At 34.5% G+C, this 14795-nt stretch carries 13 protein-coding genes; 11 read left to right on the top strand and 2 right to left on the bottom strand.

The features are described from left to right. Positions 1-2 precede the first annotated feature (2 nt). From V7S50_RS05430 to cbpA, 9 genes are all read left to right on the top strand, one after another. Entirely contained in the window at positions 3-1004 is a 1002-nt protein-coding gene (locus V7S50_RS05430) for a putative 2-aminoethylphosphonate ABC transporter ATP-binding protein (protein WP_242251057.1), read from the top strand. Continuing rightward, positions 1005-2762, top strand: a complete 1758-nt coding sequence (locus V7S50_RS05425; protein WP_242251059.1) for a putative 2-aminoethylphosphonate ABC transporter permease subunit — start codon at positions 1005-1007, stop codon at positions 2760-2762. A 21-nt stretch (positions 2763-2783) separates the two neighbouring features. Next, on the top strand, positions 2784-3578 hold the full coding sequence (phnX, locus tag V7S50_RS05420) for a phosphonoacetaldehyde hydrolase (protein ID WP_063224509.1): 795 nt from the start codon (positions 2784-2786) through the stop codon (positions 3576-3578). Between the two features lie 15 nt (positions 3579-3593). Continuing rightward, complete coding sequence (gene phnW, locus V7S50_RS05415) at positions 3594-4691, top strand: 2-aminoethylphosphonate--pyruvate transaminase (RefSeq protein ID WP_242251061.1); 1098 nt, start codon at positions 3594-3596, stop codon at positions 4689-4691. Next, a complete protein-coding gene (locus V7S50_RS05410) occupies positions 4688-5872 on the top strand; it encodes a saccharopine dehydrogenase family protein (protein WP_242251063.1) in 1185 nt (394 codons plus the stop codon). The genes phnW and V7S50_RS05410 overlap by 4 nt, the downstream gene beginning before the upstream one ends. Positions 5873-5912: 40 nt before the next feature. Continuing rightward, on the top strand, positions 5913-6695 hold the full coding sequence (locus V7S50_RS05405) for a DeoR/GlpR family DNA-binding transcription regulator (protein WP_242251065.1): 783 nt from the start codon (positions 5913-5915) through the stop codon (positions 6693-6695). Between the two features lie 429 nt (positions 6696-7124). Further along, positions 7125-9407, top strand: coding sequence for an NEAT domain-containing leucine-rich repeat protein (locus tag V7S50_RS05400; protein WP_242251067.1), 2283 nt, complete (start codon positions 7125-7127; stop codon positions 9405-9407). A 260-nt stretch (positions 9408-9667) separates the two neighbouring features. Next, entirely contained in the window at positions 9668-10297 is a 630-nt protein-coding gene (locus V7S50_RS05395; protein ID WP_063224504.1) for a class II aldolase/adducin family protein, read from the top strand. Positions 10298-10426: 129 nt separating this feature from the next. Further along, on the top strand, positions 10427-11050 hold the full coding sequence (gene cbpA, locus V7S50_RS05390) for a cyclic di-AMP binding protein CbpA (RefSeq protein WP_242251069.1): 624 nt from the start codon (positions 10427-10429) through the stop codon (positions 11048-11050). A 67-nt stretch (positions 11051-11117) separates the two neighbouring features. Here the strand turns inward: cbpA and V7S50_RS05385 are convergent, their stop codons facing one another. Continuing rightward, the gene (locus V7S50_RS05385) at positions 11118-11888 is read right to left on the bottom strand and encodes a divergent polysaccharide deacetylase family protein (protein ID WP_242251070.1); all 771 of its coding nucleotides are present in this window, start codon (positions 11886-11888) and stop codon (positions 11118-11120) included. Positions 11889-12283: 395 nt separating this feature from the next. Here V7S50_RS05385 and V7S50_RS05380 point away from each other — a divergent pair, with 395 nt between their 5' ends. Further along, positions 12284-12565 (top strand): aspartyl-phosphate phosphatase Spo0E family protein, encoded by a 282-nt coding sequence (locus V7S50_RS05380; protein WP_063224501.1) that lies wholly within the window; start codon positions 12284-12286, stop codon positions 12563-12565. 29 nt (positions 12566-12594) lie between these two features. Here the strand turns inward: V7S50_RS05380 and V7S50_RS05375 are convergent, their stop codons facing one another. Then, complete coding sequence (locus tag V7S50_RS05375) at positions 12595-14091, bottom strand: DUF3149 domain-containing protein (protein ID WP_336375979.1); 1497 nt, start codon at positions 14089-14091, stop codon at positions 12595-12597. A 194-nt stretch (positions 14092-14285) separates the two neighbouring features. On the opposite strand from V7S50_RS05375, the gene V7S50_RS05370 reads away from it, so the two are divergent. Then, positions 14286-14732, top strand: a complete 447-nt coding sequence (locus V7S50_RS05370; protein ID WP_242251072.1) for a MarR family winged helix-turn-helix transcriptional regulator — start codon at positions 14286-14288, stop codon at positions 14730-14732. Positions 14733-14795 lie beyond the last annotated feature (63 nt).

The following is a 14795-nucleotide window of genomic DNA, read 5'->3' as shown; positions in this document are numbered from 1 at the left end:
AAATGAGCGAATATTTATCAATTCAACACATTCAAAAACAGTTTGATGCATTTACAGCGTTAAAAGACATTTCTTTTACTGTGAAAAAAAATGAGTTTGTATGTTTATTAGGCCCAAGTGGCTGTGGAAAAACAACATTGCTTCGAATTTTAGCAGGGTTAGAAGAAGCAACAACAGGTAGTATAGCTGTGAATGGAAAAGATATTACAGCATTACCTCCTGGAAAGAGGAATTTCGGAATGGTGTTTCAATCATATGCATTGTTTCCTAATTTAACAGCACTTGAAAACATTGAATATGGCTTAAAGACAAAAAAATATGGAAAAGCAGAAGTAAAAGAGAAAGCGCTCGATGCGTTAGAACTTGTAGATTTGCTGAATGTAAAAGATAAATATCCTGCTCAAATGTCTGGCGGACAACAGCAGCGAGTAGCACTTGCACGTGCGCTCGCTCTGTCTCCGGATATTTTGTTACTCGATGAGCCGTTATCTGCTTTAGATGCAAAAGTACGTGAAAAGTTACGTAGAGAAATGCGTGATTTGCAAGAAAAAGTAGGAGTAACAACTATTATGGTCACGCATGATCAAGAAGAGGCATTAACGATGGCTGATAAAATTGTTGTAATGAATCATGCGGAAATTATGCAGATTGGCACACCAGAGGAGATTTATCAAAGACCAGCCAATCCGTTTGTGGCAGATTTTATTGGTTCTATTAATTTCTTTTCGACAAATAACGAAGAACATGCAATTCGTCCTGAACATGTAACAGTTGTACAAAATAATGGTATGAAAACAATTGTAGAGAGCATGGAGTTTCGGGGATCTGTATACCGGACAGAAGTGCGAGTTATAGAGGAGAAAACACATCTATATAATGAGAAAATTGTTGTAGATATATTGGCATCAGAAGTAGAAAAATCAGCTATTAGGAAAGGAAAGCCGATTCAAATCTCTTTCTCAGAAAATCATATGTTGTCATATGGAAAGAAGGTTGTTGTATAGATGGAGATATTAGAAGATTTAAAGGTAGAAAATACGAAAAAAAAGATTAAGAGACGTATCGGTAAAGAAGAGTGGATACAAAGACTATTAGTTATTGGTATGATTCTTGCCTTTTTGATTATGCTTGTATTGCCGCTATTACAACTGTTTACACAAGCTTTTTATGATAAAGATGGAGCTTTCATTGGTGTTGCGAATTTCAGTAAATATTTCACAACACCAACGCTAGTTCAATCATTACAAAATACGGTATGGATTTCGGGCGCGACAACAATTATTGCAGTGACACTCGCTTTCGCTTACGCCTATGCGATTGCTCGTACGAATGTGTTTGGGAAGCGTGTATTTCAATATGTCGCGTTGTTACCATTATTCGCACCAACGATGATGCACGGTATCGCACTGACATATTTATTTGGTAATCAAGGGTTAGTAACGAAAGGAATGTTTGGTTTGTTTGAAGGTATACAAATCCCTTTATATGGACCAGTAGGAATTGTAATGGCTGAAGTCATGTATACATTTCCGCAAGCCTTTCTTATATTATTAATTGCATTTCAAGGCTCTGATTATCGATTATATGAAGCTTCTAATATGTTGGGAGCGAGTAAAACAAAGCAATTTTTCACTGTTACTTTACCTAGTGTAAAGTACGGATTAATTAGTGCGATGTTTGTTGTGTTTACACTGAGTTTCACTGATTTTGGTGCACCAAAAATTGTTGGTGGGCAATATAATGTGCTCGCTACTGACGTATACAAACAAGTAATTGGACAACAAAATATGCCGATGGGTGCAACTGTCGGAATGATTTTATTAATCCCAGCTATATTTGCGTTTGCAGTTGATCGTATTACGCAAAGAAAGCAGGCTAATTTCTTATCTTCCAAAGCAGTACCTTACAGAATAATAAATAATAAGAAACGAGATGTTATTTCATTTGTATATTGTAGCGTAATAACACTTATGATCATTCTATTATTTGTGGCAGTTGGTATTGCTGCAAGTGTGAAAGTATGGCCGTATAATATGAGCTTTACATTTGAGCATTTTGATTTTTCTAGTTTAACAGGAGATGGACTTGAAGCGTTTAAAAATAGCGTAATTGTTTCAGCAATTACAGCGGTTATTGGGGCCGTCTTAACATTTATGTTCGCATATGCGATTGAGAAAATAAATCAGCTACAATTTTTACGAAAAGCAGGTTACTTTTTCTCTATCGTCCCTTTAGCAATACCAGGTTTAGTACTTGGATTGGGATACGTCTTTTTCTTTAGTCAACCAACAATCCAAATACTTGGACTATCAGTAACGAATCCGTTTCATTCTTTATACGGAACAATCGCTGTGTTAGTACTAGTCAATATCATTCATTTTTATTCTGTAACATTCGTTACGGCAACGACTGCTTTAAAGAAATTAGACCGAGAGTTTGAGCTTGTTTCGCAGTCGATGGGCATTCCGTTTTATAAAACATTCTTTAGAGTAACAGTACCAATGTGTTTACCAGCCATTCTAGAAATGGTGATGTACTACTTCGTAAATTCAATGGTAACTGTGTCAGCAGTTGTATTCTTATACGCAGCTGATTTTAAACTAGCTGCCGTATCAATCGTAAATATGGATGATGCAGGAAATGTAGCGCCAGCAGCTGCAATGAGTGTACTTATTGTTGTTACAAATATTGTAGTAAGAGTTGTATATGAATGGGGAACGAAAGCACTTCGTAACCGAACGTCACAATGGCAAAAAAGATAAGTGAGAAAGGTGATGGATAGAATGAAAATTGAAGCGGTTATTTTTGATTGGGCAGGTACGACAGTTGATTACGGATGTTTTGCACCACTGGAAGTGTTTATGGAGATTTTCCATAAACGCGGTGTTGCAATTACAGCGGAAGAAGCTCGTAAGCCAATGGGGTTATTGAAGATTGATCATGTAAGGGCACTTACAGAGATGCCTCGTATTGCGAGTGAGTGGAATCGTGTTTTTGGACAATTACCAACAGAAGCAGACATTCAGGAGATGTATGAAGAATTTGAAGAGATTCTCTTCGCTATTTTACCGCGCTATGCGTCGCCAATCCATGGAGTAAAAGAAGTGATTGCTTCTTTACGTGAAAGAGGAATTAAAATTGGTTCAACGACTGGTTATACGAGAGAAATGATGGACATTGTAGCAAAAGAAGCAGCGCTACAAGGATATAAACCTGATTTTCTTGTAACGCCAGATGATGTTCCAGCGGGTCGTCCGTATCCGTGGATGTGCTATAAAAATGCGATGGAACTTGGTGTATATCCGATGAATCATATGATAAAAGTTGGAGACACGGTATCAGATATGAAAGAGGGAAGAAATGCTGGTATGTGGACAGTTGGTGTAATTCTTGGCAGTAGCGAACTCGGTTTAACTGAAGAGGAAGTGGAGAATATGGATCCAGCAGAACTTCGTGAAAAAGTAGAAGTAGTTCGCAATCGTTTCGTTGAAAATGGGGCGCACTTTACGATTGAAACGATGCAGGAACTTGAAACCGTAATGGAACATATCGAGAAACAAGAACTTATTATTTCATAAAAGGGGAATAGAATCATGACTGAAAATCACTACTTATTATTAACGCCAGGACCATTAACGACAACAAAAACTGTAAAAGAAGTTATGTTATACGATTGGTGTACGTGGGATGTTGAATATAACACGATGGTACAAGAAGTAAGGGCTAAACTTGTATCGTTAGCGACGAAGGAAGAAGCGAAATATACAACTGTTCTAATGCAAGGAAGCGGTACGTTTTCAGTTGAAGCAGTGATTGGTTCTGTCATTCCAAAAAACGGAAAGCTTCTTGTTTGTACAAATGGTGCGTACGGTAAGCGAATTGTACAAATAGCAAAGATGTTACATATAAATGTGGTGGTCAGTCAAACAGAAGAGTGGGAACCTACTAATATTATAGAGATAGAAAAGATATTGCAAGAAGACAAAGAGATTACGCATGTTGCAGTTGTTCATTGTGAAACAACAACAGGCATTATAAATCCAATTGTAGATGTATGTAAATTAGGAAAGCAGTACGGAAAGGTTACAATTGTTGATGCAATGAGTAGTTTCGGCGGGATTGAAATAGACATTGCTGATTTGCAAATTGATTTTTTAGTTAGTAGTGCGAATAAGTGCATTCAAGGTGTTCCGGGATTCGGATTTGTTATTGCAAAGCGTGCTGAATTACTGAAGTGTAAGGGGCAAGCTCGCTCTTTATCTCTTGATTTATATGATCAGTGGGAAACGATGGAAAATCAAAATGGAAAATGGCGTTTTACATCACCTACACATGTTGTACACGCTTTTTATCAAGCATTGCTTGAATTAGAAAAAGAGGGCGGAGTAAGCGCACGTTACAATCGATATTACAACAATCAAAAACTACTAGTGTATAGAATGGGAGAAATCGGATTCAAACCACTCGTAGATGAAAAATATCAATCTCCCATTATTACATCTTTCATTTATCCGGAAGGGAACTTCGAGTTTCAACAGTTATATAATGAGTTAAAACGCTATGGATTTGTTATTTACCCTGGGAAAATTTCGAAAGTAGATACGTTCCGCATTGGAAATATTGGTGATGTACATGAGGAAGACATAAATCGCTTAGTTGATAGTATCACTAAAGGAGTTGTTATAGGTTGAAAGTATTTTGCTTAGGTGGAGCAGGTAAAATTTGTCGTGAAGCCATTTTAGATTTAGTGCAATTTTCATCTTTTGAGACGATTACAGTAGCTGATTTTAATGAGGAAGAGGGCCTTAAAGTAGTAGAATGGCTCAACGATCCTCGCGTAGATTTTGTTAAAGTAGATGTAATGAATCACGAGGATACGGTTGCAAAGATGAAAGGCTATGACATTGTAATGGACGGTACGACGATAAAGCTAAATGGATTGTCTACTCGATGTATTGCAGAAGCAGATTGTCACGGTGTGAATTTGAATGGATTTGGTGAAGAAAATGATTCGCATTCTATATTTGTTAAAAATGGAAAAACGTGTTTACCTGGTTTTGGTATGACGCCAGGTGTAACGCAAATGATGGCGATGCATGCAGCAAATCAGCTAGATACTGTAGAGTCAGTTCGTGTAAGTCACGGTTCATATCGTCCAATTGCTTTTTCTGCATCCATTACAGAGACAACGACATATGAATATGATCCACATTTGCCATCGCGTACAGTGTATGAAGATGGTGAGTTTAAGCAAGTACCTCCGTTTGCGCGTCCGAGAGAAATTGAATTGCCTGCGCCTTACGGTAAAACAACGCAGTATATCATTCCGCATTCTGAAACAATGACGTTAGCAAAAGCGCTAGAAAATAAAGGCGTCAAGCTGATAGAGACGAGAGGAACTTGGCCAAAGCAAAATATGCAGCTCGTACGTGCTTTATATGATTATGGTATATTGCGTAATGATCAAATTGAAATAAACGGGAAAGACATTGGGATTATGGATTGTATTTCGAAGTACCTATTGCAATCGAAAGAAGGACAAGAAACAGAGGTTTACGGTTATGCACTTCATGTAGAAGTAATAGGTATGAAAAATAATGAGAAACAAGGGCACGTATTATATCATACACACCCGTTATCTGATGGATCTGTTGTAGGATGGGGAAAATTAAGAGCGTATACGAGAAACGTCGGTATTCCATTTGGGATTGCTACAGAGTTAATCGCAAAAGGGAATGTAAATAAAGTTGGTGTTGTGACGCCAGAGGAAGCTTTTGTAAATCCACAAATTATTTTTGATGAACTAAAAAAGCGTGGCATTCATATTCATGAAGAAGTTTTCACTTACAAAGAAAGTTATAACTTTGTATAAGTAAAGCAGTGTATGAGGTAGAAATCAATGGGGTGAGGTTATGTCTGTAGTAGGTGAAGAAAGAAAGCGAACCATTCTTGAGAAGGTAGAGTTTAAAGGGAAAGTAAAAGTTTCAGAATTAGCGAGAGAGTTTGCTGTCTCAACAGAGACGATTCGTCGTTATTTAGAAGAATTGGATCGTGAAAAGAAGTTGAAGAAAGTGTATGGTGGAGCAGTCCAACTTCCGGGAGCTGGAATAGAGGCACCAATGTTAGAACGAGAGATGCTGCATATAGAAGAGAAGAAGAGAATTGGGTATAAAGCAGCAACGTTTGTGGAAGATGGAGATGTGATTGCAATTGATGACGGAAGTACACCACTTCAAATGGTACCATATCTTGTTCATCGAAAAAATTTAACGATTGTAACAAGTTCATTTCCAGTAGCCACACAATTAATTTCTTCTATTAATAAAAAAATGTTTCACGGTGAAGTTTTATTTATTGGTGGGAAAGTATCTCCAAAGCATTCACGCGTATCAGGATCTATTTCCCAGCAAGTAATACAGCAATTCCATTTTCATAAAGCATTCGTTTCGATTGATGGATTATTGCCTAGTTTTGGAGTTTCTAGTTTTGAATTAGAAAAGGCAAAACTGTCAGAAGCGATGATGAAATTAGCGGAAAAAACATATATTCTATGTGATCATACAAAGATAGGCGTAAAAGGGAATTATCGAATAGCAGCATTTTATCGTATTCAGCATGTTATTTGTGATAAAAAAATGCCCTATAGTTTTGAAGAGGAAATTAAAAAGCATAATATTCAATGGACAATTTGCTAAATAAATTGAACTCCCACCTGATTTTTAGGTGGGAGTTTTACTGCCTGCAAAGAGCGGAATAAAAGATTTGTATTTATGCAAAAAGTGGACACATTTTCTCGTCTCTTTCATATAATTTACCAATACAAAAAAAGTTGGTCGAAGGAAAGAAGGGGGAACATGTCAGAACGAATATATAATAAACTTGTATTGTACGCGAATATTTTGCAGAAAATCGGTGTAATTAATGAGAAGGAAAAAAGTGAAATTCTTCATACGATAGGTAAAAAATCCCTTTGAATAAAGGGTTTTTTATTTTTTATCTTTGAAAATATAAATCTAATGTAATATTCCTATTGACAATGATAATGATATTCATTATCATTTAATTGTAGGTAATTGATAAGTGTTATCAATTATAAAAAACTATATATGATAGGGGATATTATTTTGAAAAAAAACTATATGAAGGCGTTAGTAGTAGCAACGACATTAGCCATTCCATTTGCTGCTTATTCTACTCCAGCATTGGCAGCAATAAAAATTGAAGCAAACCAATCAGTAGCAGCAGCGAGTGATCGTATGTATGATACTGAGATTAAAATATATAAGGATCAAAAAGATGAGCCATCAATGGTTTCTCAATATATAAAAGATCCTAAAGTAACAATTGCAGCCGGGAAAAAAATTGTTACTGTAACAATGCAAGATAGTGATTATTTTCAATATCTTAGAATAGAAGATAGAAACCAACCAGGTGTATTTCATGATGTGAAAGTTTTGTCAGAAGATAAGAGGAAGAATGGAACGAAAGTAGTTCAATTTGAAATTGGAGAGTTTGAGAAGAAGCATAATATGCAAATGCACATACTTATTCCGGCTATTGGATATGATCACAAATATCAAGTTCAATTTGAAATTAAAGATCCAACTATAGGTGACAAAGAAACAGAGAAACCAGATGATAACTCCAATTCAGGCAATACAGAAACGGATAATCCAGTTGATAATCAAAATATGATAACAGATAACAAATTAAGAGAACTTGTTAATAAAAAAGTATTTAATAGAAAAGATTTAAATACACCAATTACGAAAGAAGAGTTATTACAAGTAAAGAACTTGTTTTTAAATACGAATGAGATTCTTGATTATAGTGCATTAAAATATATGCCAAATTTAAAATCTTTAACAGTTGCGAATGCGAAGATAACAGATCCGTCGTTCTTTGCGAACTTAAAGCAATTAAATCATTTAGCTTTGCGTGGTAATGAATTTTCAGATGTAACGCCACTTGTTAAGATGGATAATTTAGAATCTCTAGATTTAAGTAATAATAAAATTACAAACGTTGCACCGTTAGTTGAAATGAAAAATGTAAAAAGTTTATATCTATCAGGCAACCAAATAGAAGATGTAACAGCATTAGCGAAAATGGAACAACTAGATTACTTGAATTTAGCAAATAATAAAATTACGAATGTTGCTCCATTAAGCGCGTTAAAAAATGTAACTTACTTGACTTTAGCTGGTAATCAAATTGAAGATATTAAACCGTTATATTCATTACCTTTAAAAGACTTAGTATTAACACGTAATAAAGTTAAAGATTTATCGGGCATTGATCAAATGAATCAATTAAGTAAGTTATTTATCGGGAAAAATCAAATTGAAGATGTGACACCACTTGCTAAAATGACTCAACTTACAGAATTAGATTTACCTAACAATGAATTAAAAGATATTATGCCATTATCCAGTCTAGTAAACTTACAAAAGCTTGATTTAGAAGCAAATTATATTTCAGACTTATCGTCAGTTAGTAAGTTGAATAAGTTAGTATATCTAAGTTTTGTTGCAAATGAGATCCGCGATGTTAGACCAGTAATAGAACTAAGTAAGAAAGCTTATATCAATGTTCAAAATCAAAAAGTATTTTTAGGGGAAACAGAAGTAAATAAAGAAGTAAAAGTACCTATATACGAAAAAGATGGTAACATCTCTACAAAAATTCGTTTGAAGAGCGAAGGTGGTACGTATAGTAATGATGCAGTTAAGTGGAGTACATCAGGTGAGAAAATATACGAATTTGGTGTGAAAGATCCATTTGCTGATACAGGAATCTTCTTCACAGGATCTGTAATTCAAAATGTGGTAGAAAGCAAAGGGGATAACACTTCTAAAGAAGATGAAAAAGTAGAAGTAGTAGAATTTAAAGATGTACCAAAAGGACATTGGTCAGAAGAAGCAATTAACTATTTAGCGAAAGAAAATATTTTCAAGGGATATGGAAATGGACAATTTGGATTTGGGGATAATATTACTCGTGGACAAGTTGCGTCTTTAGTACAAAGGTACTTGAAATTAGAAAATAAAGTAGAGCAGAAAGAGAGATTTACAGATACGAAAGGGCATATGTTTGAGCAAGATATTGCTACAGTTGCGCAAGCTGGAATTATGCAAGGAGATGGTACTGGGGAATTTCGTCCAGATGGAGTATTAACTCGATACGAAATGTCTGTCGTATTATATAAAGTATTTCAGTTAAAAGAATATGGAAATAATAAAGTGAATTTTAAAGATGTACCAACTGGTCACTGGGCAGAAGAATATGTGACATCTTTAGCGGATAATAATATATCTAAAGGTGATGGAAAAGGAAACTTTTTAGGTGATGATTTCGTAACACGTGAACAATATGCACAGTTTTTATATAACGCAATAACGAAATAAAAGATGAGAAAATACGTTATTCTTTAATGTAAAAAGAATAACGTATTTTTTATGTATAAAATGAAATAGGCAATCGACAGGTGTATGGACATATGAATGGACATATGAATGGCCCATTTTAAAGAAGAGCTGTGAAACTATATTGACAAAAAAGCGTTCTCATGTGATAATTCAATTAAATTTTTAGAATAATCAAAAAATACTCCTTTTACATAGAAAGGATTTGAACATTATATAAATATTACGCCGGGGGTGACGAAATGTTATTTTTTCTAAAGAAATGGAATGAATTGAAAGATGTGAAATCTGAATTAGCACTTCGTGATTGGTTTTATGGTACAAAAATTAGTTTATCACTCTGTACGTCAAAAGAGCCGTTAACTTTTTTAGTAAACGTTGAGGGAAGAGATAAAGGGCTATTTTCAGAAGAAGATTTTATTGTTGTAAATTGTATGTGTGAGCCAGTATTTGAAAATGAAGAAAAACCAGCTGCGGAATCATTTATGCATGCGGATATTTATAAAAAAAGTAGTGCAGAATGTATTTTACAAGTGCAGACTGTAGATAGTCATTTAATATCAGAGTTATACGGAGAAGAAGGGGAAGTAACATTCGATAAACGTAGCGTGGAACGTGTTTTTGGAAAAGAAGGTATAACAGAAATGACAATTCCCATTGTAGAAGATGAGAAAAAATTCGCTGATTTATTAGAAAATGATGTGCCGAATTTTATTGAAGGTGGAGGAGTAGTTCTCGTTCATAATTATGGCATGATCGTGTGGGGGAAAACTCCAGAAGAAGCGAAAAAATGGCTAGAGGGTATAGAATATTTAATGAATTACCATGTGAAATTGTTAATGATAAAAGGTGCGAAGAGCTCTGTAATATAAAATGTTTGTGGTGTCGTTCGTTACAAGTCAATAAAAAAATGAAAGCGTTTTAAAAATGATTTTACTCATAAAATATAGGTTTCCTTATTATATATAGATTACATGTTGACATGTAAGGAGGAACATATTTTGCGAGTTAAATATCATTTTCTGCCAAAACAGCAAGTAACATTTTGCAAAATGAAAGATTCAGGTAAAGAGGCTTTGCAAATTATGAATGAAACGGGATTTCGAGCAATCCCTGTAGTAGCAGAAGATGAAAAGAAATTCATGGGGATAATTTATAAAGTAGATCTTTTAGAAAAGAAGTGTGATGGTGGATTAGAGAAATTAAGTACGGAACATATGCTGGAAGATTCCGCTGCATTTATTTTTGAAAAGGATTCTTTTTTTAGAGCATTTTATGTTATTCGTCGCCTTCCATTTTTAGCTGTGTTAAATGATTATAATGAATTTGTCGGTATCTTAACGCATTCTAATATATTTGATGTTATTGAAGATTCATTCGGTATGCGGACGGGTGGTTATATATTAACGATTGCAACACAAGATTGTAAGGGAACGATTAAGGAACTTGGGACATTGTTGAAAGCATTTAATATCGGTGGATTATTTACGTTAGATAACGGCGATCAATATATTCGCCGTGTTATCGTAAATATAACAGATGAGTTAAATGAAAAAAAATTAAAGCAATTAATCGAAAAAATAGAGAAAAAAGGATTCAGGGTGAGTCATGTAGATTATATTTAAGGTGAAAAGGAAAAGGGACCAATTTGCTATATGCAGATTGGTCCTTTTTTAGTTTGAGTAATGAATCTTATTTTGAAACAGGAGGTGGAGATAATGCTAAATCAGATAAAAAAATAAAGTCTGCATGTGCGCGAATTTTAGGAATAGAAGTTTCTATTACACGTGATGTAATTTCACCTGGAGGCCCAACATGTCCGATAGCTACCATAATCGGTTTTTCTTGAAGTTTTTTTATGAGTAATTGGGCTTGTTTTGAAATATGTGTGGCTGTATACACATCATCAAAAAATAATTGATTTTCAATAATAGGCACTCCTAATTCTTTCCCGATTTTCGGGACGACACTCTTAGGATTTGTTTTGCTATCTAAATAAAATAAACCGTGTTTTTTACAAGCTGCAAGTATAAGTCGTACAATTCTTTCGTCCGCAGTCACTTTTGATCCCATATGATTGTTCATCCCAATTGCATGCGGTACTTCTTGAATTGCTTGTTCGAGTCGGTTATTTATTTCTTCATTGCTTAAATCAGTTGTAATTGCTTTTGGTCCAAGCCATTCTTTTTTACCTTTAATAGGTTCCATTGGCATATGTATAATAACTTCGTGCCCTTTCTTGTGAGCCGCTATCGCATCTTCCTTTGTGGAAGGAAGAAAAGGCATAACGGCAACAGTCAGTGGAATAGGAAGTGATAACATTTTATCAGTTCCCTTCATATTATTGCCGAAGTCATCAATGACAATAGCTACTTTGTTTGTATGTGCCTTTGCTTGAACAGGAAACAAGAAAGATGGTAAGAACATAGCAAGCATAAGAAATGCAATTGTATATTTGCGCATATAAATATTTCCTTTCTATTTTATCCTACTATTTGCGGGCAGTGAGGAGTGAACGCCCTCAATGATTAAATTTTCACTTTATCAATCATCATTATGTTTTGCGTTTTTATATAAATTAAACAAAAAATGTCGAAGAAAAGTATATGGAAAATAGAGAATCCGCTATTTAATAGGTGTTTATAAAAAAAGAAGATGAAAAAAATGTCTATTATTGCGAATGTATTTACAAAGATAGAATAATTTGTAATAATTCTCAAAGTGAGGGTAAAGATTTGTAAATTACAGGGAGAAAATGTTTAATTTTCTGATTCTTCAAATTCAAATATGATTAAGTAGTTACAAGGTCGATGGAGAAGTGAAGTTGAGAGCATGGAAGTATAATAAGGGGGATATGAATGTTTACTGTAAAAAGGAAGTACACATTAGAAAAGCTTTCACGTGATATTCATATGAAACGTGAAGAGATGATTCAATTAGGTTTAACGAGTGGGTTAAATAGTATGGAGACAATTCAAGTTAGTCAAGAATTGGACAAGCTTATTTTACAGTACCAGTGTTATAAAGAGAAACAAACACCAAGATGGTTATCGATTATAAAGGTACCTATTTTTCAAATTGGGTATGAAGGGAAATCGAGTAATTTTTGGCGAATGCTTGTGGCTGGTTTTATGAAATAAGTATAATTACCCTTTTGGGATAAGGATAATTATACTGAGTGTAACGGAATTTCGATATGAACTGTTGTTCCTTCGTTTTCTATACTGTCAATAAAAATATGCCCATTGTACATCTCTACAATTCGTTTACATATAACAAGTCCAAGACCTGTTCCAGTATCTTTATTAGTAAAGAACGGATGAAAGAGGTGTTTTTGAATATGTTTTGGAATCCCTTTTCCAGTATCTATAATTTGCAATTGTGCGTGCGTTTCAGTGTTTGTTACGACAATGGTGAGTGTGTCACCAGAAGTCATGGCTTCAATTGCATTTTTTGTAATGTTTAAAACCACTTGTTTCATATGGTCTTTTGAGCAACGGATATGAACATGATGGTCTGGCAAATGTAAATGGAATACAATGTTATGTAGATTCGCCTCAGATTGAATAATTAACGTTACCTCATTTAGAATGGTTCTCACATCATAAGTTTGTTCAATGATAGCAGTTGGCTTTCCGAGAATAAGAAATTCGCTTACAATTTCATTAATCCGTTCTATTTCTTGTTCGATGATGGAAAAATAGAACTGATCTTGTTCATCTTTATATTTCTCTTTTAATAGAGCGACGAGCCCTTTAATTCCGGTAAGAGGATTACGGATTTCGTGGGCTGTACTAGCTGCAAAAGTTCCAACCAATTCAATTTTTTGTAGTTCATTTTGTTGTCTTTCCAGTTTTGTTTGCCGTTTTAACAACATATATTGAGCGAGTAAAAATAAAATTGACATTAAAAATAAAGTAGCTATACATTCTACGGAAACCCACTGGTATAAAGTTTTTTGATGAATAGGTAACGGAGAAACAGAGACCTTCCAATCTAATCTTTGAAGTGGAGTAGTAAGCATATTTGAATGAGCAGCACTTGTTTCGTTATTATCATCGGTTAGAAAAACGACATCATATTTATCGGTTACTTCAAAATGGTATTGCGGCTTAATGGCATTTAAAGATGATGAAATGTAGTCAAAGCGTAAACTTGCTAACAATAAGCCTGAGAACTCTTTCTGTTTATTGAAAATGGGAGAAGCAATCATAATAGCTTGATGTCCAAGAACACGATCTGTAATGACGGATGATACAGTTGTTTTCTTAGTTTGTAATGCGTTTTGAATATATTTACGATCTGAGACATCAACAGGTGGTCGGTCGCCTTCCGATGCGATTGTAATGACGCCTTCTGGTGTAGCGTAATATAGACCAGAAAAACGTGCATCGTTTCCATCTGTATCATGTACAATTTCTTTAATTCCATTTATATTTCCAGTCTCGGTTCCTACGACCTTTGCGAGCATTTCTAATGCGGAAATTGCTTCACCAAGGTGATGATCTAAATAGTCTCTATATAAAAAGAGAACGGTGTGAGCAGATAGTTTGTTTTCCTGTTTCATTTTATACGAATGATACGAATAAAATGTAGCACCAATCCCTATTGTTGGTAGGATGACAAGCAATATATATAAAACTATGCTGTGGAATTTGACTTTCAAATTTCGTACTCCTTCTTTTTTATTATCATTATATATAAACTATGTTAAAATTGTCATGTTTTTATTCAAGAATCATGCATAATATGTTTGGGGAGAGGTAATGAATGAGTGAATGCTCATTCGGGAATTACATGAAGTACTAAGCTGTTTTTTCTTTTTATTACTGAGAATTTAAGTGAAGGGTTGAAAGTTGTATGACATCAAATAATGAACGAGAAGATATTTCTCAATCTTTAAAAGTATTTATAGCATTATCTCGTGTACATCGTGCTGTTATGGATACTACAAATAAGTCTATACAAAGTAACGGGTTAAATCCAACTGAATTTGCTGTATTAGAACTGCTATATCATAAAGGTGGTCAACCACTTCAGCAAATTGGTGAGCGTATTTTAATAGCTAGTGGCAGCATTACATATGTTGTAGATAAGCTAGAGAAAAAGGGACTAGTAAAGAGAATTCCGTGCCCGAATGACAGACGTGTTATTTATGCACAACTAACTGAGTCGGGAGAGAACTTTATTGCTTCTATTTTTCCAGGGCATGAGCAAGTTATACATCAGTCTTTTGAAATGTTAACGAAAGAGGAAAAGGATGAATTACTTGATCTATTAAAAAAGATTGGAAAGTATGAAAAATAATAGTATGTTCCAAAGGAGCTTTGGATAAAGAAATCCAAGGCTTTTTTGTTTACATGTAATTAT

This window comes from Bacillus sp. CCNWLW194 (genome assembly GCF_037120585.1).
GTDB lineage: Bacteria > Bacillota > Bacilli > Bacillales > Bacillaceae_G > Bacillus_A > Bacillus_A basilensis.
The sequence above is the reverse complement of the archived record's forward strand: the minus strand, read 5'-3'. Positions and strand labels throughout refer to the sequence as shown.